Origin of the sequence: Bacillus sp. FJAT-29814 (genome assembly GCF_001510715.1) — a bacterium.
Taxonomy (GTDB): domain Bacteria; phylum Bacillota; class Bacilli; order Bacillales; family Cytobacillaceae; genus Neobacillus.
The window spans coordinates 65,097-89,860 of the sequence record NZ_LMTJ01000009.1 but is presented as its reverse complement, the minus strand read 5'-3'; the positions used below and the strand labels follow the sequence as shown (position 1 = coordinate 89,860).

At 41.3% G+C, this 24,764-nt stretch carries 23 protein-coding genes; 3 read left to right on the top strand and 20 right to left on the bottom strand.

Features of this window, described 5'->3' with window-relative positions; genetic code table 11:
* Window positions 1–28 precede the first annotated feature (28 nt).
* Window positions 29–292 (bottom strand): CGCGG family rSAM-modified RiPP protein, encoded by a 264-nt coding sequence (locus tag AR334_RS23200; RefSeq protein WP_082693080.1) that lies wholly within the window; start codon window positions 290–292, stop codon window positions 29–31.
* 58 nt (window positions 293–350) lie between these two features.
* On the bottom strand, window positions 351–1,451 hold the full coding sequence (locus AR334_RS23195) for a low specificity L-threonine aldolase (RefSeq protein WP_066318927.1): 1,101 nt from the start codon (window positions 1,449–1,451) through the stop codon (window positions 351–353).
* Window positions 1,452–1,686: 235 nt separating this feature from the next.
* Between AR334_RS23195 and guaC the strand changes: the two genes are divergently transcribed.
* Window positions 1,687–2,670, top strand: a complete 984-nt coding sequence (guaC, locus tag AR334_RS23190) for a GMP reductase (RefSeq protein WP_066318924.1) — start codon at window positions 1,687–1,689, stop codon at window positions 2,668–2,670.
* Between the two features lie 56 nt (window positions 2,671–2,726).
* On the opposite strand, the gene AR334_RS23185 is transcribed toward guaC, so the two are convergent.
* A complete protein-coding gene (locus tag AR334_RS23185) occupies window positions 2,727–4,184 on the bottom strand; it encodes an APC family permease (protein WP_066318920.1) in 1,458 nt (485 codons plus the stop codon).
* 148 nt (window positions 4,185–4,332) lie between these two features.
* A complete protein-coding gene (locus tag AR334_RS23180) occupies window positions 4,333–5,703 on the bottom strand; it encodes a phenylacetate--CoA ligase family protein (protein ID WP_066318917.1) in 1,371 nt (456 codons plus the stop codon).
* Window positions 5,704–5,904: 201 nt separating this feature from the next.
* Between AR334_RS23180 and AR334_RS23175 the strand changes: the two genes are divergently transcribed.
* A complete protein-coding gene (locus AR334_RS23175; RefSeq protein ID WP_066318914.1) occupies window positions 5,905–6,864 on the top strand; it encodes a LysR family transcriptional regulator in 960 nt (319 codons plus the stop codon).
* 32 nt (window positions 6,865–6,896) lie between these two features.
* Here AR334_RS23175 and AR334_RS23170 read toward each other — a convergent pair whose 3' ends face one another.
* From AR334_RS23170 to AR334_RS23120, 11 genes are read right to left on the bottom strand one after another with little or no spacing between them, the layout of a single operon-like run.
* Window positions 6,897–7,757 (bottom strand): ABC transporter permease, encoded by an 861-nt coding sequence (locus AR334_RS23170; RefSeq protein ID WP_066319295.1) that lies wholly within the window; start codon window positions 7,755–7,757, stop codon window positions 6,897–6,899.
* A 46-nt stretch (window positions 7,758–7,803) separates the two neighbouring features.
* A complete protein-coding gene (locus tag AR334_RS23165; protein WP_156431373.1) occupies window positions 7,804–8,808 on the bottom strand; it encodes an ABC transporter permease in 1,005 nt (334 codons plus the stop codon).
* 24 nt (window positions 8,809–8,832) lie between these two features.
* The gene (locus AR334_RS23160; protein WP_066318910.1) at window positions 8,833–9,801 is read right to left on the bottom strand and encodes an ABC transporter ATP-binding protein; all 969 of its coding nucleotides are present in this window, start codon (window positions 9,799–9,801) and stop codon (window positions 8,833–8,835) included.
* Complete coding sequence (locus tag AR334_RS23155) at window positions 9,782–10,774, bottom strand: ABC transporter ATP-binding protein (protein WP_066318908.1); 993 nt, start codon at window positions 10,772–10,774, stop codon at window positions 9,782–9,784. The genes AR334_RS23160 and AR334_RS23155 overlap by 20 nt, the downstream gene beginning before the upstream one ends.
* Window positions 10,775–10,810: 36 nt before the next feature.
* Window positions 10,811–12,400, bottom strand: coding sequence for an ABC transporter substrate-binding protein (locus AR334_RS23150; protein ID WP_066319286.1), 1,590 nt, complete (start codon window positions 12,398–12,400; stop codon window positions 10,811–10,813).
* Between the two features lie 9 nt (window positions 12,401–12,409).
* Complete coding sequence (locus tag AR334_RS23145; protein ID WP_066318906.1) at window positions 12,410–13,870, bottom strand: amidase; 1,461 nt, start codon at window positions 13,868–13,870, stop codon at window positions 12,410–12,412.
* Window positions 13,871–13,894: 24 nt separating this feature from the next.
* Window positions 13,895–15,136, bottom strand: coding sequence for a CaiB/BaiF CoA-transferase family protein (locus AR334_RS23140; RefSeq protein ID WP_066318903.1), 1,242 nt, complete (start codon window positions 15,134–15,136; stop codon window positions 13,895–13,897).
* Window positions 15,137–15,163: 27 nt separating this feature from the next.
* Window positions 15,164–16,789 (bottom strand): ABC transporter substrate-binding protein, encoded by a 1,626-nt coding sequence (locus AR334_RS23135; RefSeq protein WP_066318891.1) that lies wholly within the window; start codon window positions 16,787–16,789, stop codon window positions 15,164–15,166.
* Between the two features lie 32 nt (window positions 16,790–16,821).
* Window positions 16,822–17,151, bottom strand: a complete 330-nt coding sequence (locus tag AR334_RS23130; protein WP_066318888.1) for a thioredoxin family protein — start codon at window positions 17,149–17,151, stop codon at window positions 16,822–16,824.
* A gap of 2 nt (window positions 17,152–17,153) precedes the next feature.
* Window positions 17,154–18,140, bottom strand: coding sequence for an amidohydrolase family protein (locus AR334_RS23125; RefSeq protein WP_066318884.1), 987 nt, complete (start codon window positions 18,138–18,140; stop codon window positions 17,154–17,156).
* 26 nt (window positions 18,141–18,166) lie between these two features.
* Entirely contained in the window at window positions 18,167–19,534 is a 1,368-nt protein-coding gene (locus AR334_RS23120; RefSeq protein ID WP_253701348.1) for a phenylacetate--CoA ligase family protein, read from the bottom strand.
* A 242-nt stretch (window positions 19,535–19,776) separates the two neighbouring features.
* On the opposite strand from AR334_RS23120, the gene AR334_RS23115 reads away from it, so the two are divergent.
* On the top strand, window positions 19,777–20,091 hold the full coding sequence (locus tag AR334_RS23115) for a DUF3870 domain-containing protein (protein ID WP_066318883.1): 315 nt from the start codon (window positions 19,777–19,779) through the stop codon (window positions 20,089–20,091).
* 58 nt (window positions 20,092–20,149) lie between these two features.
* On the opposite strand, the gene AR334_RS23110 is transcribed toward AR334_RS23115, so the two are convergent.
* The 5 genes from AR334_RS23110 to AR334_RS23090 form a co-directional block, all read right to left on the bottom strand.
* The gene (locus AR334_RS23110) at window positions 20,150–21,367 is read right to left on the bottom strand and encodes an acyl-CoA dehydrogenase family protein (protein WP_066318881.1); all 1,218 of its coding nucleotides are present in this window, start codon (window positions 21,365–21,367) and stop codon (window positions 20,150–20,152) included.
* 22 nt (window positions 21,368–21,389) lie between these two features.
* The gene (locus tag AR334_RS23105) at window positions 21,390–22,577 is read right to left on the bottom strand and encodes a CaiB/BaiF CoA-transferase family protein (protein WP_066318875.1); all 1,188 of its coding nucleotides are present in this window, start codon (window positions 22,575–22,577) and stop codon (window positions 21,390–21,392) included.
* Window positions 22,578–22,814: 237 nt separating this feature from the next.
* A complete protein-coding gene (locus AR334_RS23100; RefSeq protein ID WP_066318871.1) occupies window positions 22,815–23,297 on the bottom strand; it encodes a DUF456 domain-containing protein in 483 nt (160 codons plus the stop codon).
* A 54-nt stretch (window positions 23,298–23,351) separates the two neighbouring features.
* Window positions 23,352–23,846 (bottom strand): hypothetical protein, encoded by a 495-nt coding sequence (locus tag AR334_RS23095; protein ID WP_066318866.1) that lies wholly within the window; start codon window positions 23,844–23,846, stop codon window positions 23,352–23,354.
* 76 nt (window positions 23,847–23,922) lie between these two features.
* Window positions 23,923–24,663, bottom strand: a complete 741-nt coding sequence (locus AR334_RS23090) for a MurR/RpiR family transcriptional regulator (protein ID WP_066318854.1) — start codon at window positions 24,661–24,663, stop codon at window positions 23,923–23,925.
* Window positions 24,664–24,764: the final 101 nt, after the last annotated feature.

The window sequence follows — 24,764 nt, the reverse complement described above, 5'->3', positions numbered from 1 at the left end:
GCACATTCTTTTATGTACCTGGCACTTGTTATTTGCTCTTCCAAACTCTGAGCACATGTCCGCCGCAACCGCATTGGTCTATGTACTGAAGGTCAATTTCATTTCCAAAATGCAATAATAAGATCTCCGTCAAATAGTCTTCCGGGTTCCCTAAACCTGCCGGCGTGACGACATTGACGTAATATCCTTTTGCAGTCTCTTTGACAGCATCAATTGCATCCGCAATCACCATATCCCGATCATGTTCATATTCTTCATGCTCTAGTGAAATCGACCAATTCTTTTCCTTCAAAAAAATCACCTCTTACCTTTATTTTAAAATGAACTTGGCAGGCAAGAGGTGATTTACATCATAATCGTTTTGCTTTTTTCATTTTTTCATCAAGTAGAAAAAATACGTTAAAAAAATCATCAATATATAACTTCCCAAACGAATCGCCCATGCTCACCTCATAATAACTGGTGGTCTCTGTTTTTTCTCTAACATTACTAGATAGTCCTATATCGGTTTCTAGGCAAATTTCTGTTAAAATCCGCTCCACCTCCGCTTTGGGCGCATCAAAGTGGACATGAAACATATTGGAAACAGGTTCTTCGGGCAAAGTTGATACACCGAAACAACTATTATATCGCCAAGCCACATACTTTGCTGTTCGATAATACCCTTTCATTTTGTTAATCCGCTTGTCAAAGTAATAATCGGCACTCAGGTAATACGGATAAAGACTGATCAAGTCCCCGCCATGGCGCCGCTTCCACACCTTTGATTCCTCAATAAAGTCCTCATCACCAGCCAAAATCGCTCCGGCAATCCCGCCAATCCCTTTATAAAATGAAATATAAACACTATCAAACAGGCTGCAAACCTCAGCGGCAGTTTTTTCATAATAAGGCAAGATTTCAAACAGCCTTGCCCCATCCAAATGCAATTTGATGCCTTGTTCCTTGCAATAGTCTGAAATTTTTACAAGCGTTTCGTATTCTGGCAATTGTCCGCCAATTTCCCGCTGCGGCAGTTCCAGGAGCACACAAGAGACATCTTCTAACAAACTCGCAACGTCTTCGAATTCTATCACTCTATCTTTTTCTGCCAATAAAACCGACTCAATTTGATGCAATTCTTTTAACCCATTTTCCTCATGAATCTCCAAATGGCACAACGGATGATAGGCGACTTTCTTTACGCCTTTTCGGTCACACCAAATGCGCATTGCGATTTGCTGGGCCATTGTTCCGCTTGGAAAAAACACTGCCGCTTCCTTACCCAATATCCCTGCCATCTTATCCTGAAAATCCTCGATTAATTTTCCTTTTCCATACATTTCACTCTCAAGCTGCCCATCTATTTCGTGGAAAGCCTCTTTTAATACTTGGATGTTTCTCGGTCCATGCCCATTCACTTGATATTTTGTTTGTTTATACGCATCTTGCAAACTAATATTTTCGGCCATCTTTCTATACTCCTTCTTTATCCTTCGTCTAACTACATATAATTTGAATTTTTTATTCATTTTCACACCTCACCTCGTATTTTATACCTTTTGGTAATCAGAGACAATTTTGGCAAAACTATAAATGGATGTCAGAAATGTTTTGACAAATCGGTGAACATAGGGTAAATTAGCATATGTACGAACAATTTAAAGAAAAATCATTAATAATATTCGTGTTTAGGGGTGTTTTTTCATGGATGTAGTATTTGATTACGAAGATATTCAACTAATTCCTGCAAAATCAATCGTTAAGAGCCGTTCCGAATGTGATACAAGTGTCGTTTTTGGCGGCCATAAATTTAAATTGCCAGTCGTCCCAGCCAATATGCAAACGATTATTGATGAAAAAATTGCAACATACTTGGCGGAAAATGGTTATTTCTATATCATGCACCGCTTCCAGCCTGAAACCCGACTAGCTTTCGTTAAAGACATGCAAGCCCGCGGCCTGATCGCATCCATTAGTGTCGGTGTGAAAGAAGGAGAATATGAATTCGTCAAGCAGCTTGCCGAGGAAAATCTGACTCCAGAATTTATTACAATCGATATAGCCCACGGCCATTCTAATGCCGTAATTGAAATGATTCAGCATATCAAGAAGCATTTGCCAGGCAGCTTTGTCATTGCCGGAAATGTCGGGACACCAGAGGCGGTAAGGGAATTGGAGCACGCCGGCGCAGACGCAACGAAGGTCGGCATTGGACCAGGCAAAGTTTGTATCACAAAAATTAAAACCGGATTTGGAACTGGTGGCTGGCAATTGGCGGCTGTAAGATGGTGCGCCAAGGCAGCTAGCAAGCCGATTATCGCTGACGGCGGAATCCGCACACACGGGGATATTGCGAAATCTGTTCGCTTTGGAGCATCTATGGTGATGATTGGTTCTTTATTTGCTGGTCACGAAGAGTCACCTGGAGAAACGATCGAAATGGATGGAAAGCTATATAAAGAATACTTCGGTTCTGCTTCCGAATTCCAAAAAGGAGAACGCAAAAACGTCGAAGGCAAGAAAATGTACGTGGAGCACAAAGGTCCATTAATCGATACGTTAATCGAGATGGAGCAAGATCTGCAGTCTTCTATATCCTATGCTGGCGGAAACAAGTTAAAAGATATCCGCACGGTAGACTATGCCATCGTGAAGAACTCCATTTTTAATGGGGATAAAATCTATTAAAAAAGATGATGCCAGTCCAAAGTTTTTAGCGGACTGGCATCAATTATTTTAATTTACTAGTTTTCACCGGAATCCTCAAATAATAACCTTTCGCGCTCTTCCCTGCTAATGTTACTTTTATGGACATTTTTAAAATAAAGTCCAAGAATTGTTAGGATGATGATGGCTAACACAATCCATTCAGGTAAAGTTAAACCGCCCAACGGATTTAAAGGGGTATACAAGAAAAGGAAAAAAATCAACGAAATGATCGCAAGCACCCCTACAATCCCTCCAAATGCTACCCGGTAAGGACGATGTAAATCGGGGGCTTTCTTCCTTAAGACCATAAAGGTAACCACAACCAATAACCAGGAACAAACCATCATAAAGCCAGATATATTCACAATATTCGTAAAAATCACCTGACTAGTCCCCAATAAAGCGCCTAAACTGCTTAATCCGAACAGAAACACAATGGCTCTCGTCGGTGTTTTATTGATAGGGTGAAGCCTAGAAAACTCTGTTGAAATATATTTTGCCCTGCCGAGCGCAAATAAAACCCTGCTTCCGGCAAGATAAGCAGCATTCCATGAGGTTAACATGCCAATTAATGCAGCGATGGCAACTAGTGTTTTTGCAAATTGCGATCCATTAAAAAGCTGAACCAATGACTCCAAAACAACAATTTGAGAGGTTCCGCGGGTTTCTAAACTTGCAGAAAACCCTGTGCCAATAATGATTAGTATATAGAAGATTGCACTGGCCCAGACAGATATGACCACTAGTCTCCCAATCAACCTAGGTTTTACATTGGTTTCTTCTGCAGCCTGTGCAACAACATTAAATCCTGACAAAAATCCTGGAATCATTAATAATGTGATGGAAATACCCGATAGGGAGGTGACAAGCGGCTTAGCGTTTTCAACATCTCCCAAACTGACTCCGACAATAACATAAAAAACAGCTGCCAACAGCATTACCGCTACCGTAATGGTTTGAAATACCTTTGAAAACTCGATGCCCATCATATTTAAAAAAGCAAAGAAAAAGTTAACCAGAACCGAAACAAAAATATAAGAACCATAAACCGTTTCTCCGCCAACAGTATATAATGGGCCTATTTTTGGCAACGGAAACCCTAACGCATTTAATATGATCGGCAGCATGATCGTCTCAACGACGATTAAGGTTAATAACCCATAACCTACACAAGTCCCTGCAAAAAATGCCCAGCGATCGCCCAAACCTTTAAATGTATAAACGATATCCCCACCGGCCCTTGGCATCGCAGAAGCGAGCTCCGCATATGCAAGACCAACAAAGGAGCAAAGAATGCCGCCAATAAGGAAGGCCAATACCCCGCCAAAAGTTCCGGGCATCGTCGTCCAAACGCCGGCATAAATTACCCAAGACCAACCGACTACTGCCCCAACACCAATCGTTAACAAATCCCACTTCGATAAAGTTTTCTTTAATTGAGTGTTTTGATTGGTAACGACGGTTGTACCCTGATTATTTTTCATGATTTCCATTCAGCCGTCCCCTTTCGGATATAATTTAATGACTAGTGTTTAAGGACCTCGCTGATTTATCCATTTTAAATAACCGATTGGCATTCTTCAAATAAAATTTCTCTCGTACCGAGTCCTTCAAAGACCATGTTCAACCTCTGCCAACACTCTAGTAATTTTTTTCAAACAGCGGTGTTTTCGTCATTGCCTTTTCCAATGTTCCTGGTTCACACCATATAATTTGCGGTGTTACTCTCGCCTCAGTATGAAGAGCATTTTTTATTTTCTCCTCCAACCCTTGCAATTGCCGCTGATCAAAATGATATCCATATTCCACCTTCAGTTTTAGCGGCGGTACCACACGCGGAGGCGGATTATCAAGGACGATACGGATTTCTCCAGTTACGTCAGGCACAAATGTGGCAATCACCTTTTTAATCGCGGAAGGATAAACATTTGCCCCTTTGATAATCAACATATCGTCCGACCTTCCCAAAAACCGGAAACGTTTTCCTTTAAAGCCGCAGCCAGGGCATTCATGGGTAAATACTTGGATGACATCGCCTGTGGCAAAGCGGATTCGCGGCGAGGCTTTAAGATTAAATTCTGTGCTAATAATTTCTCCAATCACCCCGTCACGGATTTCAAGCGGCAATTTTGTTTCCGGGTCGACAAGATCCATCGGGAACAAGCCTAAATCTGGTGCCACACAATGAATCCCGTAATACTCATCGGAATCGCAGGAAAAACCAAATTCACCTAGATAGTCATACACACGGCATCCGTAAGCGGTTTCGATTTTCTTTTTTACTTCCGGAATTCCAATGCCCATTTCTCCCACTGTAAATAATGCTTTTAATCCCAAATCACCAACATGCTTGCCAATCAATTCAGGCGCCTTGTCAATTAAATGTTCCGCCAAGGACGGTGTCATCATCGCAGCCGTTGGTCTTGTCATATCAGCATATTTTAGAATCATCGCGCTGCCGGCACGTACATCAACATCAATAGGAAGTACACCCTGTGAGCGAATCCCCCACAAAATGGAAGAAGTTGCATAAATCCCTAATGCATGACTAAAAAGCAGACGGTCACCAGGGAAGATTCCACCATATTCGAGCATATGGGCTATGTAGCGATTTAAAAAATTCAAATCCTCCTTTGTAAACGTATAGGTGAATGTTGGTTCCCCGGAAGTTCCGCTTGTCGTCCCAGTAAATTCGATTTCATCCGGTGAACAGCATAAATGCGTGCCAAATGGATGGCCCCATTTTTCCCTTGATTCCTTCTGATTTTCCCGTTCAATTGTTTTATCCATGAAAGCCGGTAATTGGCGGAAGTCGTGGATTGATTTAATTTCTTCGGGATGCACACCTATCTCGTTAAATTTTTTTCGATAAAATTCAGAATTTCGGTACACAAATCGTAATTGTTTTTGTAATAATTGTTCCTGGTATTGAAAAATTTCTTCTTCTGACATCTGATTAAACATAGGATTTGTATATTTCACTTCTTTTGTGAAACTCTGAGTGATTGGCATAACTGCCCCTCCTTCTTAATTTTAAAATATTAAAATATTAAAATTTAATAGATATATAGGAACTGCTAATAGATACTGCGAAATAATTAATAGTTCTTGCCTACAATTGTCGTATTTTAAAGAAGGTATTTTCGAATACAAATCTAATTATTATAGAAACCAGGTTATTGCTAAATAAAATGATGCAGAGGTGAAATATACGTGCAGCTCGAACAATTAGAATACATCATTAGGGTATCCGAATCACGCTCATTTTCAAAAGCTGGACAAATCCTTCATGTGTCACAGTCCGCGGTCAGTCAGTCCATTACAAAACTGGAAAGTGAATTGGGGGTGAAAATTTTTGAGCGGATGCATACAGGCGTCAAACCCACGGTAGAAGGTATGCAACTCATCAAGATTGCAACTGAAGTATTAAAAAAGGTTGACGATTTGAAAGACCAAGCTGCGAAATATAACCAATCGTTACAAAATCGATTAAGCATCGGAATCGTTTCCGGACTTCATCTACCCTTTCTCCCAAAGTTGCTTTCTTTATTAAAACAAGAATTTCCGCAACAGGAAATTACTTTAATCGAAAAAAGTTCTTTAAACATCATCGAGGCCATCATCCAAGATGAAATTGACTTGGGAATTTTGGTCATTTATGAAGAAACCTTAAAATATAAAAATATCATTACCTTCAAGGAAATGTATCCTGTCAATTTGTTTGTGTTTGTGGATAAAAATTCCTCCCTTGCCCATCATGAATTTTTACATCCAAAAGATTTAAAAAACCAAACTTTTGTGATGTTTAACGGAGAATTTATGAACTGGTTCTTCAACATATTCAATCAGCAGAACGGCCCATTCAAATTATTATTTACTTCCAATAATAATGAAAACATATCAGAGGCAGTACGAAATGGCCTTGCCATTGCGATTGAAACTGAGTCTGAAGCACTCTCCAATCCCTTTATTAAAAACGGAGATATTTTGGCAATCCCTTTAATAGAAGATGTGAACGGAAATAGTTCTTTAGGAATCGCCAAACTAAAAAGCAGAACGTTTACTGTTGAGAGTCTAAAAACAGTCAATTATTTTCAATCTGAAATACAGGATATGTTTCAGGAGCGACAATCTATATTTCCATTTGAAAAATATCTCAAAACAAAAGATTGATTCTTCCATTTTGAGATATTTCCGGAAATGGATTACTTCATTTTTGGATCCAAAGCATCCCTTAAACCGTCACCGAACATATTAAATCCTAATACAACCAGCATGATGGCGAAACCCGGAAACAACAATGTCCAAGGAGCGTTGGTGATAAACTGTCTGGAATCTGCCAGCATCTTTCCCCATTCCGGTTCACCGGGCTGGGCGCCCAATCCTAAGAATCCTAAAGCTGCTGCCTCTAAAATAGCAGTTGCAATACCCAGCGTGCCTTGGACAATAATTGGCGTAACAGAGTTTGGCAGAACATGTTGGAGAAGCAGACGTCTATCCGACATGCCGGTAATTCTTGCGGCCATAATATACTCCTCTTCTTTTACACTTAACACTTTTGAGCGGATTAATCGGCCATACGTCGGAATATTAATAATGGCGATCGCAACTAAGGCATTAAACAAACTTGGGCCCAGCATGGCAACAATAGCAATTGCCAAAAGAATGCTTGGAAAGGCAAGCAAAATATCAAAAAATCTTGAAATAATTGTATCAAGCCATTTTCCATAATAACCCGCGATTAAGCCAAGAAGCGATCCGATGATGATAGAGCCAATGACAGAGAAAAATCCGATCCATAAGGAAATTCTTGCACCATAAATAATTCGGGTATAAATATCCCTTCCCTGGTCATCAGTTCCAAACCAATGTTCCGAATTCGGGGAGATTAAGGTTTTTTCGGGATTAAACCCATCAACTGGCTGCGAAGTAAGGACGGGAGCAAAAATGCCTATTAAAATAAACGATACCACAATCGCTAACCCAATCATGGCAGGCCGCTGCTTTTTCAGCCTTTTCCATCCTTCCAGCCATAGAGATTTTTTTGGAGGTCCATGAATTGCCATTTTTTCCGGAACCGGTTGTAAAATTGTTTTCAATTGTCTCCCCTCCTCATCGATAATTTATTCTTGGATCCAAGAGTGAATAAAGGATGTCTACAATTAAATTAACGAAAACAAAAATCGTCGCAATTATCAAGATACCTGTTTGGATGACAGGATAATCACGTGAACCAATCGCATCGTAAATATAACGCCCCACTCCAGGCCAGCCAAAAATGGTTTCTGTTAGAACGGCTCCTCCCAATAACAACCCAGTCATCATTCCAATAATGGTCAATATCGGTGCAAAGGCATTTTTCAAGGCATGTTTATATAGCACCCAAAATCCTGATAGACCCTTGGCGCGGGCAGTCCTGACATAATCCAGTTCCAATACCTCCAGCATACTGGATCGGGTAATCCTTGCGATCACGGCCATTGGAATGGTCCCCAGAGCAATACTTGGCAAAATTAAGTGCTTCAATACATCCCAAAAACCAAGCCAATTTCCCTGAATCAGGGTGTCGAATAATAAGATCCCAGTAATCGCTTCAACCGGTTCTCTTGCGTTCATCCTTCCTGTCGAGGGCAGCCAGCTTAACTGTTCAGCAAAAATCCATTGTTCCATCAGTCCTAGCCAGAATACCGGAATGGAAACCCCCATTAACGCTATTAGCATCGCAGTATAATCAAACCAGGATGCCCTCCTCCAAGCTGCGATAATGCCGGCATTTACCCCAACGATAATCGCAATTATCATGCTCATGATCATTAATTCAATGGTTGCCGTTAAGTATGGCGTGATTTCTTCCTGAATTGGTTTTTTGGTTTTTAAGGAAGTACCGAAGTCACCAGTCAATAATCCTGCTACATAAGTAAAGTATTGGGAGGGTAAGGATTTGTTCAACCCCATTTCCTCGCGTAACTCCTTAACGGCTTCTGGGGTGGCTTGATCACCTAAAATAACCGACGCCGGATCCCCGGGAATGGCGTGAATAATGGAAAACACAATAATGGACATGCCAATTAGAACAGGAATTAATTGCACTATTCGGCGGGAAATATAATTAGACACTTTTGGCTACACCTCCTATTGTCATTATTTATAATGATGGCAGGCAACATAGTGTCCATCGCCAACGTTCTTTAATTCAGGTGTGGTTGTTTCACACTCAGCCATTTTAACGAAACATCTTGGATGAAACGGACATCCTCTTGGTGGATTGATCGGATTTGGAAGGTCACCTTTAAGGACAATCCTCTCCTGCTTCTTTTCGGGGTTTATGCTGGGTGCAGCCGAAAATAAGGCTTTAGTATAAGGATGGAGCGGGTTTTCGTATATGCTTTTTTTGCTGCCCTGCTCGACCATTCTTCCCAGATACATCACGCCAATTCTGTCACTAATGTGCTTTACCACACTTAAATCATGGGATATAAACAAATAGGTTAAGCCGAAATCCCTTTGTAACTGCCTTAATAAATTTAACACCTGTGATTGAATGGACACATCAAGCGCGGACACTGCTTCGTCCGCAATGATTAATTTGGGATTCAGCGAAAGCGCTCTAGCAATTCCGATTCGCTGCCTTTGGCCGCCAGAAAATTCATGAGGATATCTTGACGCATGGTAACTGTTTAGTCCGACAACCTCCAATAGCTCATGAACTCTTCTCTTCCGCTGCTCTGCTGTTAAATCTGTATTGACAATCATTGGCTCTTCAATTAAATTCCCTGCCGTCTTCCTGGGATTAAGGGATGCATAGGGATCCTGAAATATCAATTGAATATCACGGTAAACCGGTCTCATCTCCTTGGAGGAGATCTTCGAGATATCTTTCCCTTGAAAAAATATCTTGCCATCGGTCGGGTTAATTAACCGTAAAATCGTCTTGCCTGTTGTTGATTTGCCGCAGCCGGATTCTCCCACCAAGCCAAATGTTTCATTTTCATATATCGAAAAATCAACACCATCGATCGCTTTTACATAATTGGTGTTCTTTCCGAAAAAACCGCTTTTAATCGGAAAATGCACTTTTAAATCTTGTACTTCAAGTAGCGGTGATAGCATGGTTTACCTCCTTTGCCAGGAAACATCTTGATTTTTGGCCTGACCCGATATCATACAGCTCTGGTTCCTTATGAAAACATTCGTCCATGGCAAATTTACATCTGGAGGCAAATTTACATCCTTCAGGCATCTCGGAAGGAATCGGAACATTTCCGGGTATCGTTTCAAGCCATTCCACTTCCTCTTCCAAGGTTGGGATGGAGTCAATAAGCCCTTTCGTATAAGGGTGGGATGGGGAAGAAAAAAGGGTTTTTACATCCGCTTCCTCAACCACCCTTCCGGCATACATAACAATGACACGATCACAAACTTCCGAAACAACTCCAAGGTCATGCGTAATCATGATGATCGAGGTATTGCTCTCACGTTTCATCTGTTGAATGAGTTCCAATATCTGTGCCTGGATTGTCACATCGAGTGCTGTGGTCGGCTCGTCAGCAATGATAAGTTTGGGATTGCAAGCAAGGGCCATTGCAATCATGACACGCTGCCTCATCCCGCCTGATAATCGGTGCGGATAATCCTTGACAATCTTTTCTGCGCGCGGAATGCCGACTTGTTGAAGCAGCTCTATACTTCTTTTTTCTGCTTCCTTCCGATTTAATTTCATATGGAGTCGCAATGTTTCCCCAATTTGATTGCCAATGGTGTAGCTTGGATTCAGACTTGTCATTGGTTCTTGAAAAATCATCGCAATCTCATTGCCGCGGATTTTGCGCATCTTTTTTTCATTTAATTTAGTGATATCCAAATCTTGAAAATGAATATTGCCTTCAACAATTTTTCCTTTTCTTTGGGGGAGCAATTGCATAATCGACAAGGCTGTTACACTTTTCCCTGAACCCGACTCCCCAACTATGCCCAATGTTTCGCCTTCGTCGACGGTGAAGCTAACACCGTCAACAGAGCGAACCACACCGTTATCTGTAAAGAAATGCGTCTTAAGATTTTTAATAGAAAGCAGCGGCTCCATTTTCCCCCTCCTGTCCAAAAGAACTTGTTCCTTTTTTTATTTTTCTATATATACCTCTGCCAAGCTTTCATACCCAATGGCGTGAGGAATGTATCCCTTCACGTACGTGCCACCTGCCAGAGGTGTTTCTACATATGCCAATGGAATTGTAGGCGCATCTTCTATTACTAACTGTTGGACCTCTTTATATAGGTTTGTTCGTTCTGTCTTATCTAAAGTTGTTTGTGCTTTTCTCAATAATTCATCCACTCTTTCATTTTTATACCCTGAACGGTTTTGTACGGATTCAGAACTTAACATAGTAAATAAAAAGTTGTCTGGGTCGCCATTTTCACTAATTCGTCCTATACCCGCAAAAGAATACTCTGCTTTAACCAATATTTTGTTTAAATAAGTTGCCCATTCATAATTTGAGATTTTTACATCAATTCCGACCTTTGCTAAATCGGATTTAATTGCTTCAGCCACTTTTGTTGGTTGTGGCAAATAAGAACGATCGGTTGACATTATTGAGAATTCTGTTTCAAATCCATTAGGGAACCCAGCCTCTGCCAACAGTTTTTTTGCCTTTTCTGGATTATAGTCATATCCCTCAATTTCATTGTTATAACCCCAAATGAACGGAGGCATCATGTTTTTAGCCGGCTTGGCTACCGAACCATAAAATGCATCGATGATCCCTTTCTTATTAATTGCATGATTGATAGCCTGGCGAACCTTAACTTGATCATACGGGGGCTTAGCTAAGTTAAAAGTCAAATAACCCAGACTTCCCGCAGGACGTTTAAAAACCTGAAGCTTGGCATTCTGTTCTACTGAGGATAAATCGGATTGATTTATTCCATCCATTAAATCGATTTCTCCATTCTTAAGAGCCGTCAAACGTGCAGAGTTGTCAGGAATAACTTTGAACATCAACTTATCAAGCTTAGGTAAATCAGCTACCCAATACTTATCATTTTTCACCAATGTGACTGAATCGTTAGGTTTCCATTCTTGAAATTTGAAAGGGCCAGTACCGACAGGGTGGTCCTTAATATTTTCCCCATATTCCTTTAGTGCGGCTGGGCTAATTATTCCAAATGTTGTAATACCCAGGTTGGGCAGAAAGGTAGCATTTGCGGCAGTTAAGGTAAATTCAACTGTCTGTGAATCAACAGCCTTTACTTCTTGAATTACTCCCTTAAATGTTCGGTTAAAAATCGAGAAATCTCCTTGGTGCTGTGGGTGTTCTTTATCCATCATCCGGTTAAAATTGTATACAACCGCATCCGCGTTAAAATCAGTGCCATCATGGAATTTTACATCCTCTTGCAATTTAAAGGTCCAAACTTTCCCATCATCACTACTGGTCCATTCTTTTGCTAGTTTTGGAACAACATCCGTTCCGTTTTTTTCGTAAGTAATTAACGTTTCAAAAACATTCTTGGATATCCTCGAAGATTCTGCATCTATTAAATTATGGGTATCCAAAGTAACTGTATCCGTAGCCCTTCCGTATATTAAGGTTCCACCTGATGACTCCTCTTTTTCATTTTCCTCATTGGTGGATGATTTGTTGCCGTTACAACCGGTTAACACTAATACAATTACTAACGAAAAAAATATTAAAAATCTATTAACCATTTTCAATAACTATCCCTCCACCATTTTATGCTGTAATGCTATTAAATCAGGGCTTTTATTCTTCCAAGGTTTTGCTTCCTCTAGCTGGGCAGCTAGTTTAAATAATGTCGATTCATCTCCAAATCTAGCCGCAAATTGCATCCCTATTGGGAGACCTTTACTGCTCCAGCCAAGAGGCAGGCTCATTGCCGGCTGACCTGTCGTGTTAAATAAATTTGTGAACGGAGAATAGGACATCATTCTTTCAGTCCATTCCTCAGCATTAAGGCTTGGGTCGTTTGCGTTTAACTTTCCAATTGGCCAAGGTAATTGTGCAATGGTTGGAGTTAGTAAAATATCATAATCTGTAAAGAATTCTCCAACAGTTCTAGAAACTGAATTATTTATCTCAAACGCTTCTAATAATTCAGCTGCTGTTATGGTTTGGCCATACTGATAAATAGCCCAATTGGAGGCTTCCAGATTCTTTGTGGTAGGCACCCGATTTAAACCGGTTTTCATTTTTTCTATACTGTGACTTAGAAAAGATGCCCATATACGGAGGGTGGCCAGGAGCTGTTGCTCAGCGTTTATTGATGGCGAAGCCTCCATTAGATCATGACCTAATTCTTGACATAACTTAATTGTCTTATATAATTCTTGTTTACATTCTTGGTCAACGGGGGCATTATTCCATGGTTTATCTGTCCAAGCAATCCGAAGCTTTTTAGGTTTTTTCTGTAGTTTACTTACATAAGTATTTTCCGGTTTTTCTATCCAGTTTCTGGCTCCGATATCCACTCCTCCAATTGAATCAAGTAAGGCTGCCGCGTCTCTAACACTCTTTGTTACAGCAAATTCATTACCTAATCCGCATAATATCTCTCCCCGATGTGGACCATTCGGAATCCTCCCACGTGTCGGTTTTAAACCGACTAACCCATTTACTGCAGCAGGCTGTCTAATGGAACCAGCTCCATCATTGGCATGGGCAATTGGAATAATTCCCGCAGCCACCGCTGCGCAGGCCCCCCCACTGGAACCACCCGCACTTAAATTTGGATTCCATGGATTTCTTGTTGGTCCATATAAAACAGACTCTGTAGAAAAATTAAACGCAAATTCGGGCGTTGTGGAGGTTCCAACTGTGACAAGACCCGATTGGCGAAACCTTACCATCAGGTTGGTGTCACGGGGAGTACTAATTCCCTGTCCAAAACGGCTCCCTAATTGAACCGGGATCCCCTTTGCTTGTGCACTTGACTCTTTAATTAAAAATGGTACACCGGTAAAAGGTCCATCTGGTAGACCATTTACTATTTCTTGGCGAGCCTCGTTTGATAGTACACTTACTACAGCATTAATTGTCGGGTTTAGTTTTTCAACCCCCTCTAATGCAGACTTCATTAATTCTTCCGGTAATACTTGTCTTTGTCTAACCAAGGTCGCTAATCCAGTTGCATCAAATTTAGAATACTCATCAAATTTCATGAAAACTATCACCTCAATTTATTGTTAACGCGAGGAGTTTATTAGACCCGCTTCATAAATAATTCCTTTTTCTTTTAAACTATTAATTTCGCTTTCATCAAGTCCTAGCAGTGATTGAAGGATTTCCTTGTTGTGTTCCCCAAGCTGTGGCTCAATTGGTTTGTCACCACTCCTTATCCCCATTTCCCTGCCAAAGAATTTAATGGGGAGGTTTGGAAGTTTGACTTTTCCAAGGACAGGATGTTCTACATCAACCACCATATTTCTGCCAAGCAAATGAGGATCTTTGATTAAATCCTTCCCGGTTTTAACTTCCCCAGCAGGGACATGCAAATCGGCTAAGAATCTAAGCACTTGTTCCGCCGTTCTATTTTTAGCCCAATCGGCAAATATTGAGTTTAAGTAATCGAGATTGGCCGCGCGTTTTTCCATAGAGGGAATGTCATCCCCTTCGAATTCCTTGACAATGTCATCTCTCCCAATACCGTGATAAACTTTTATAAAACGGTCATTGCCGGAAGCACAAACAATCACCCATTTATCATCACTCGTTTCAAAAGCTTCCCAAGGGGCTCCCAACGGGTCCTTATTTCCACGTGCCATTAAAGGCTCGCCAGTCATACTTGTTCGAATGACGGTTTCCTCCAAGACAGAGAACACGCTATCCATCATACTTACTTCAATTCGCTGGCCCTTTCCAGTCTGATTTCGTTCAAGCAGCGCACTTAAAATTCCTACCGTCAAATAGATTCCTGACAATGAATCAGCCACTGCCGGCCCTGTTTTTAATGGCTTTCCACCCTCTAACCCATTTTGGCTCATCAACCCGCCCATCGCTTGGGCAATCCCATCGATACACGGCAGTTTCGAATATGGACCTTCACTGCCAAACCCATTTAATGAAGCATAGATGATTTTGGGATTCACTTCCTTTACAGCCTCATAACCAATTCCCAATTTGTCTACTGTACCAGCTACAAAATTTTCAACAATCACGTCGAATTCTTTTGCCAGGTCTAAAAATAACTGTTTTCCTTCTTCACTTTTCATATTCAACGAAATCGACTTTTTCCCGCGATTTAACATATAGAAGTAACCGCTTACACTTTCCTTAAAAGGAGGGATGGATCTGGAGCGGTCTCCCGCTCCAGGCCTCTCAACCTTTACTACTTCCGCACCCAAATCTTGCAGCATTAATGTTGCATAGGGAGCAGAAAAAACCCAGCTTAAATCAAGAACTTTAATGCCATCCAATGGCTTGGACATCGCTATCCGCTCGCTTTCATCTATTTCTTACTTCTCAATCGTCACTTCGTACATATTTTCTGCCCCGGTAGGATGTGGGAAATAACCCTTAATGTAACTTGCCGTAACAACAGGCTCTTTTACTTCCACAAGCGGGACAGACGGCGCATCCTTATGAACAAGTTCCTGAACTTTTTTGTAAATCTCTGCCCGTTCTTTCTGATCCATTACTGACTTAGCCTGCATCAAAAGATCACTTACCTCATCATTTTGATAGAAAGTATGGTTTTGGGCTGCACCTTTGACAGCATTATTTTTACTTAGCATGGAATATAGGAAATTATCCGGATCTCCATTATCCCCAACCCACCCAATTAATCCGATGGAATGTTCTCCCTTTCGAATCTGGTCAAGATAGGCCGCCCATTCAAGTGAAACTACTTTTACTTTAATTCCCGCTTTTTCGAGACTCGTTTTCATCGCTTCCACCATTTTGATTGGCTGTTGCATATAAATGCGAGAATTTGAGGTAACTGAAAACTGGAGCTCAAAGCCATTAGGATAACCTGCTTCTGCTAATAGCTGCTTCGCCTTCTCCACATCGTAATCGTAGTCTTCCACATCGTTGTTATAGGCCCAGCTGGAAGAAGGAAGCATGTTTTTAACCGGTTCTGCGAGACCATAGAAAAATGCATCTGCAATTCCTTTTTTATCAATAGCATGGTTGATAGCCTGGCGAACTTTCGGATTATTTAATGGCTCTTTCAAATTGTTAATCGACAAGTACCCGACATTTAAAGGCGGTCGGAGTGTCACCTTCAGGTTTTTATCATTTTTTACTGAACTTAGATCGGATGGATTCAAACTTACCATGATATCAATTTCACCATTCTTTAAAGCTGTTAATCTGGCAGAATTGTCCGGAATGACCTTGTAAATCAATTTGTCCAGTTTTGGCAGCCCTTTCTTCCAGTAGTCTTCATTTTTCACCAATGTGACTGAATCATTTGTTTTCCAAGACTCAAATTTAAATGGCCCTGTCCCAACCGCCTGTTCATTAATTTTTGCTCCATATTTCTTAATGGCCGCAGGGCTAATAATCCCAAAAGCATGCATGCCAAGGTTTGACAAAAAGTTCGCCTGAGGCTTGGCTAGGGTAAATTGTACCGTGTTCTGATCAATGGCCTTTACTTCTTCAATGACACTGCCTTCACCTTTAAAACCGTTAAACATGCCGCGATAGACTGAGAATGTTCCGTCGAACCGGTCGGGATGGTTTTTATCCATCATTCTTTCGAAATTATACACAACCGCATTGGCATTAAAATCAGTGCCATCATGGAATTTAACGCCCTCCTGCAGCTTAAATGTCCAAACCTTTCCATCTTCGGAAGTCGTCCATTCCTTTGCTAGTGCAGGAATTACATCGGTTGTTTCCTTATCATACTCAACCAAGGTTTCATAGACGTTCTTGGTGACCCGCCATGTTTCAATCTCATTTACATTTTGAGGATCCATCGCATAACTATCGGCTCCTCTTCCAAAAATCAATACCTGTTCTTCCTTTTTTGTGTCAGCTTCTTCTTTTTTATTGGAGGTTGAATTGCTGCAGGCTGATACCATTAGAGAAAGCATTAATAATAAGGTTACAAATCCCAACGTCCTTTTTCTCATAAATTTCCCTCCATGAATTGGTTGTTTTAAAACTATAACTTCGCTTTGGCATTGTGAAGGAATTCTTCAATTTGCTCCCTTGTTTTTGAATCGTTGCCAATAAACTCAGCTATAGTTCTTCCGCTCTTGTAAGCTACAAAACTTGGAATGCCCATGACCCCCGCTTCAGCGCAAATATCTTTACGTTTATCCGAGTCCACTTTATAAAAATCAAATTCTTCACTATTATTTTCGATAATTTCTTGAATAAAGGTGTCGATTAACCGGCAATCTGGGCACCAGTCCGCTGAAAATAACATGACTGCAGCTTTTTCTCCGTTCTTAATTTCTGAGTATTGTTCTATATTTTTGATATTTTCCATTGTTATTCCCCTTCATATGTTTTAGTCAATACTGGTTTTTCCAAGCCCAATTTGAAAACCTTATTGGCGTTTTTCCAATAGAATTTCTCTCTTACCGAATCTTTTAATGGCCATGCTTCGATTTCTTTTATTACCTCTTTGATTGGCATACCTAATGTCAGCCAATCGGTACCAAAAACAATTTTGTCTTGAATTAGTGTGTTGGCATAATGCATAAACATATCCCAGCCAGTATTTGCTTCAGCGATATATTTTGGCCTGAATGCCGAAGTATCGACATAAAGATTTTCATATTTTAATAGCATTGCAATTAAATCAGGGACCCACGGCCAGCCGCCATGTCCGGCAATGATTTTTAAATTTTTAAAGTCCATAAGCGGGGCTTCAAGGTTCGCTGGATGGTCAATAAACACGGAAGTTTCACGGAAATAATTGATGGAACTATGGATCCAAATTGGAATATCCAATTCTTCACAAAGGGCATATAACGGGTAATACTTGCGGTCATCCGCTTTTACCCCATGTTCGTATGGCGGAATGACCACTGCTTTATAGCCTTGCTCTGTTAATGCTTTACGGACTACTTTCAGACTTTCGGTTCCTTTATGCGGATTATAGCCGGCAAATCCGATAAAACGGTCAGGATATCTCTTTAGCAATTCCGCCACATAATCATGGTCTGCAGGCGGCTTGGACCCGTCTCTTCCATAATCCATGTTATGAATCGCGTGATAAACTACGTTTGCATCGCTGAGCATAGTGAGGAAGTTATCCATGGAGAATTCACTTTCAAGCTTTGCATAAACCTCTTGCATGACGGTTTCAACTGATCGTTCATTTACCATTTGCATAAATTCAGTTTTTGACCATCCGGCCAATTGCGCCCATTTGGCACCAAATAACACACGATATTCAGCATTTTTGGGATCAATTTCTTTTGGTGCCTCAAAAATAAATTCGGGAAGCGTGTTGGAACAATCAATAAACAATTAAACTACCTCACTTTCTAATCCATTTAGTAATTTTTTTCAAACAGCGGTGTTTTGGTTAATGGTTTCTCCAGGGTACCCGGTTCGCACCAAATGAATTCCGGTGTCAATCTGGCTTCTGTATGAAGAGCACTTTTGATTCTTGCCTCCAAATCTCCCAACATACTTTTGTCAAATTGGTTGCCGTATTCCAGCTTAATTTGCAGCGGCGGTACTACTCTTGGCGGTGGATTATTTAGAACAATCCTTAATTCCCCCGTGACATCTGGTGTAAATTTGGAAATCACATTCTTAATAGCGGAAGGATAGACATTCGCACCTTTTACAATCAGCATGTCATCGGCCCGGCCGACAAACTTAATTCTTCTTCCTTTAAAGCCGCACCCAGGACATTCGTTCGTAAATACTTGGATTACATCACCGGTTGCGTATCGGATTCTTGGAAGCCCTTTCAAATTTATCTCTGTTGTTACCCTTTCCCCAATCACACCATCTACTATTTCTACCGGCTTTTTCGTTTCCGGGTCGATTAGATCATTGGGGAAAAGGTTTAGGTCGGGAGCAACACAGTGAATCCCATAATACTCATCTGAATCACAAGAAAATCCTAATTCTCCTAAATAATCATAGAGTCGGCAGCCATAGGCTTTTTCAATTCTTTTCTTAACCTCAGGAACCCCTACTCCAATTTCACCTACTGTAAAAATGGCCTGCAGCCCGAGGTCGCGGACATTCCATCCCAGCTCTTCTGCCCTATCAATCAAATGCTCTGCCAATGACGGAGTCATCATCGCACCCGATGGCTTTGTCATCATCGCGTATTGCAAAATGGTCTTGCTTCCGGCACGTACATCCACATCAACTGGCAAGACATTGTGGGCACGGACGCCAAACAAAATAGATGAGGTGGCATATATGCCTAACGAGTGACTAAACAGTAACCGCTCCCCCGCATGGATGCCTCCATATTCGAGCATATGCCGAATATAGCGATTCAAAAATTCGATGTCTTCCTTTGTAAATGAGTAAGTAAAAGTTGGAACTCCCGATGTACCGCTTGTGGTGCCGGTAAAATAGATTTCATCCGCGGAACTGCACAGATGCATGCCAAACGGATGCCCAAATCGTTCCATCGACTCCTGTTGGGTGTCTCTTTCCGCTGCTTTATCCATAAAAATAGGCAGCTTTTGATAATCAGCAAATGTTCGAATTTCCTCGGGAAATGCCCCCGCTTCATGAAATTTTCTTCGGTAATACTCAGAATTTCGATAAACATACTTTAATTGTTTCCTAAGTAAAACTTCTTGAAAGGCTATAATTCCTTCTTGTGTCATGGTGTTAAAAATCGGATTTGTATAGGTGACTTTTTTCGTATTCACCTTTGTAAGCATCATCTCTAACTTCCCTCCTATCCTATATATTTTCCGAATATTTTGATTTTAAAATAATTCTGGATATTTGTATTATAGTTGGTTAATAGTTTGGTGAGAAATACGAGTATTTAATAGGGGTATAAGTATCACTTATGCCCAGGGGGAAAAGGTAGATTCTAATTCTAAATAATGTCTATATATTTCTTAACAATTTGCTATTTTTGTATTATTCTAAATCTAATAAAACGTTAGGGGTCATAAAGATGAATACATACTTTATTGCCGGACATGCGAAACTACCATCCGGAATGGCGGCTAAGAATATTTTTGAAACGTTGACCATCACTGTAGAACTGGATAAGACCTATGGAGTTATTGTAGAAGCTTCCTGTACGTTGGCCACCGAACATGGCAGGGACTATATCTCCAGACTTTTGAGGGGCCATAGTTTACGCGACGGGATTGACAAGCCGCTTGAAGAATTAAAAAACGGATACTTGGGGAAAGCCAACCATGCGCTGATTGCTGCATTAAAAGACCTGTACAAACAATATGAGGCGATCATTCAAACAAATTAGGTTATCGACTCGACCTCAAATAAGAAGGAGCGAACCAAATCGGTTCGCTCCTTCTCGTTTATCCGTTTTTAACAGTTTCCTTTTCGTTCTCATAAGGCCAGGCCGGCAGCATGTTGTTTAACGGCTTATCTTCACGGTAGCCAAGCACGTATTCTGCCTGCATGACCGTGTGAATTTCCCTTGTTCCTTCATAAATGACCGGCGCTTTCGAATTCCGCAAGAAGCGCTCAACCGGGTATTCGCTAGAATAACCATAGGCACCGTGGATTTGCACTGCATCATCCGCTGCTTTATTGGCAAAATCACATGCCTGCCACTTTGCCAGCGAGGTTTCACGGGTATTCCGGACTCCTTTATTTTTAAGCTCCCCGGCGCGATAAACCAGCAACCGGCTCATTTGCAAGCCTGCTTCCATATTGGCGATCATCTGCTGAACAAGCTGATGTTTCCCAATTTCCTTGCCGAAGGTTTTTCGTTCATGGCAATACTTGACACTCTCCTCCAGGCTCGCCATGATTAGCCCGACTGCCCCTGCGGCAACCGTAAAGCGGCCATTATCCAAAGCCGACATGGCTATTTTGAAGCCTTCACCTTCTTGGCCAAGCAGGTTTTCTTTGGGTACTCTGATCTGGTCAAAGAACAATTCGCCGGTATTTCCGGAACGGATTCCAAGTTTCCCTTTAATCGCTTTTGACGAGAAGCCTGGCATCGTGCGCTCCACGATAAAGGCGGAAATTCCATGGTGTTTTTTCTCTTTATCGGTATAGGCGAACACGATGAAATGATCAGCCACATCACATAGAGAAATCCATGTTTTGGACCCATTTAAAATGTAGTGGTCACCGTCTTTTATAGCGGTTGTCCCTAAGGATGCCACATCAGACCCAGCCCCTGGTTCTGTCAGTCCAAAGGCCCCGATTTTTTCTCCTTTTGCTTGTGGAACAAGATACTTTTGTTTTTGCTTTTCTGTTCCCCACTGTAATAGTGTCATACTGTTTAAACCGGTATGAACAGACACGGCCGTACGGAAGGCTGTGTCGCCCCGTTCTAGTTCTTCGCAAACAATAGCAAGAGAATTGTAATCCATGCCGCTTCCACCATATTGCTCCGGGATGCAAACACCCAACAAATCTAATTCTTTTAATCTCTTCCAAATAACAGGATCGAAATAGCCCCGTTCATCCCACTCTTGCATGTATGGGATAATTTCCTTGTCAACAAAACTTCTGACCATTTTTCTCAACATTTCTTGTTCTTCGGTAAATTCAAAATTCATCGCTAAAACGCCTCCATCTTTCTTAAATAATATTGTTCTCTTTCAACTGGCTGATTTCCTCTAATGAAAAACCGGCTTGCTGCAAAATTTCACTCGTATGCTCCCCCGCAATCGGCGGGTGGCGTTCAATTTTTGCCTTTGTTCTTGATAGTTTTATAGGTGAACCGACAAGCTTCACCCTGCCCGCTTCCGGGTGGTTCACGTGCACGACCATATCACGGGCAAGCACTTGTGGATGTTCGAAAACCCGGTCCATCGTATGGATGGGGCCACAAGGAATGTTTTTTTCTGAAAAAACCTCAATCCACTCAGCGGCTGTTTTTAATTGTAGTTGGTCCTCCAGTATTTTGGTGAGTTCGAGCTTGTTTTCCACCCTTGCCTCGTTGGTGCGGTAACGTTCATCCTCGGCGATTTGAGGGATTCCTATCACCTTGCATAGGTCGGCGAATTGCCGGTCATTTCCAACTGCGATAATTATATCTCCGTCTGACGCTTTAAATTTTGAATATGGGACAATATTCGGATGATCATTTCCCAGTCTTCGCGGTACTTTTCCTGATATTAGGTAATTGCTTGCTACATTCGCTAATGAGCTTACCGCAGTGTCTAGTAGCGACATATCAATTTTTTGCCCCTGCCCTGATTTTTCCCTTTCATATAAAGCCGCCTCTATGGAAATTACGGAATAAAGGCCAGTCAGGATATCGACCATGGCCACGCCTATTTTCATCGGCCCGCTTTCTTCACTGCCGGTGATACTCATCAGGCCGCTCATGCCCTGAATGATATAGTCATAACCGGGTAAATGCTGGTAGGGCCCGGTTTCTCCGAATCCCGTAATAGAACAATAGATGAGCCGTGGATTGATGTGGTTGATTGTTTCATAGTCGAGTTGCCATTTATCCATCGACCCTGTCTTAAAATTGTGAATTAGCACATCAGCATTCTTGGCCAGCGTCCGGATGATTTCCCTGCCCTCTTCCGTTTTCAGGTTCACCGTGATGCTTCTCTTATTGCGATTCGCACATAAATAATAGGCACTGACCCCATTTTGAAACGGCGGCCCCCAGAAGCGCGTTTCATCGCTGCCGCCAGGAGCTTCCACTTTTATGACATCGGCGCCAAGGTCCGCCAAAATCATTGTACAGTGAGGCCCGGCCAAGACTCTTGTTAAATCCAACACCCTCACTCCTTCGAGTGCACCTGCCAATTTCCCACCCCCTAAGAAAATCATTCTAAAAATACAAAAAGCCAGCCCAAACACACATAAATGTGGTATGGGACTGGCTTACGATCCATTGATGCAGCCGGCTAAGGCTGGATGTGGAAACTTATCAGTCAATTGTTTTAAGTTTAAAAGAATTCTTCACTGCCTTCCGTTGTAAAGACGGATAGGATGAAGCTAATGTTTATTTTACAAGAATTTTCTGAATCATTCAAGCGTTTTCTAAAAAACAACATCCACCGCAAAAACCACAATCATAATAAACTGGATGACCGCTTTTGCAAACGTGCCGCTTAAGAAAGCGATTAAGGTGGCAACTGCCACTTTAGCGGATTCCTGGAACGTTTTCTTTTGCAACAATTCTGCGAGCAAGACCAAGACAAATGGAACAACGATGACGCCAAACGGCGGAATCACAAAACTGCCAACAATCAACCCGATTGTTGCCGCCCTCATCCCCCATTTCGAACCCCCTGCTTTATCCACAAAGTGGAGGTTCGCTAAATAATCCGCGAGAAACAACAACACTGTCAGAAGGACTAGCATTGTCCACGAAATCCAAGAAAGTTCATCCGTGTTAATCCCAAAATGATAAACAGCCACACCGGCCCAAATCATCAATACAGATGGAATGATGGGATAGACAAGACCGACAAAACTCACAATGAAACAGGCAACAATTATAATCCATAACAATATATCCAAAATTTCATTCACCTCATATCATAGCCACGACTAAAACTGCGAAAACTCCTACAATTAAAATTTCAGTTTATCATTAGTTGGTTCATCTGCTTTTTTCTCTTGATGATCGGTTTGGAAAACCTTCTTGGAGACGCTGTTTAATTTTTTCAAAAACCGGTTAAAGCCAAAGCCGACGAAAAATGCAATGCTGATTGGCGCATAGGGCATATTATTATAATCAACAAAATCAATTAATAAAACCCCACTTTGAATCAAAGTAACAGCGATTACAGCAGTGCCGGTAGCAAAGATTGGATAAAAGATGTACATCACCCAGTGACGGTAATCGGTTAACTCGCCTTCCATGTAGTGAGAACAAAACATATACAGGTGTCTAAGCGACCCACCTATCGCTCCGGCAAAGAAATAATACAAAAATAGTTTTATATCCACAATAATTGGCAGCATTTTCTCAAGTTTGCCAACCCATAGCAAGCCTACCGCCAAAAAGCTCCCAAAAAACAGCAACAAAAGATAGGTTAGAATAACAGCTTTTAACCATCTTTTCAAAGCTATCACCCCCATATCTGATGATTTAGCCTATGCTGCAATCGAGCCTGGGGTGACTTCCATGGATCAAGAGGTTCTATATCTGTCTGCTTTCCTGGGAAAGTTTTTGAATCTCCCGAGCCGTTTCCTCAAGAATATAGACAACAGGCACTTGCGTCGTAATATTGGAATGCTGAAACCATTCCTCTGTTACGTAATAGGAAATATTCACATCGGACATTTTTCCAATAGTGCAATGCTTATTATTGGTGATGCTGATGATCTTACTGCCTTTTTGTTTCAATTGGTCGATATGCGAAATCGTGAACGTATTTTCTCCGTTCACCGATAAGGCGATCGTCGTGCAATTTTCTAAAAAATTCGCATGAATCGGCATGTACGGATCCTTGACATACATGGAGAATTTCCCCAAGCTGGAAAAATATCTCGCGCCATACTCTGCCAAAATCCCCGAACTCCCTGAACCGATAAAAATAAGGTTGTCCGATTCCACTATCAGTGATGCGGCCTCCCTAATGGCAGCATCCAGATTTCCATTTAATGTCCGTTCAAAAAACTCAGTAACCGCATACTGGCTGCTTTTGACTTTTCGATCCTTATTTTCATCCAAATACATTTTCAGTTTTACCTTGAATTCCGAGAAGCCTTCGCAATTAATTTTACGACAAAACCTTAGGATCGTAGAGGTAGAAACATGGGTTTCATCCGCCAAATCGCGAATCCGCATATAGATAACTTTCTCGCCATTCTTGCAAATATAATCATATAAAGACGTTTCTAACTCGTTAAAAGAAGCTATGACATCACTTGGAAACATCAAAATACCTCCAGACTTTCTATATTTACTATTTTAGCATATTCATGTAACAAGGTGTTACCCGCATGTAACAAGTTCCTTTCGTTGGAATCTGCACCTAA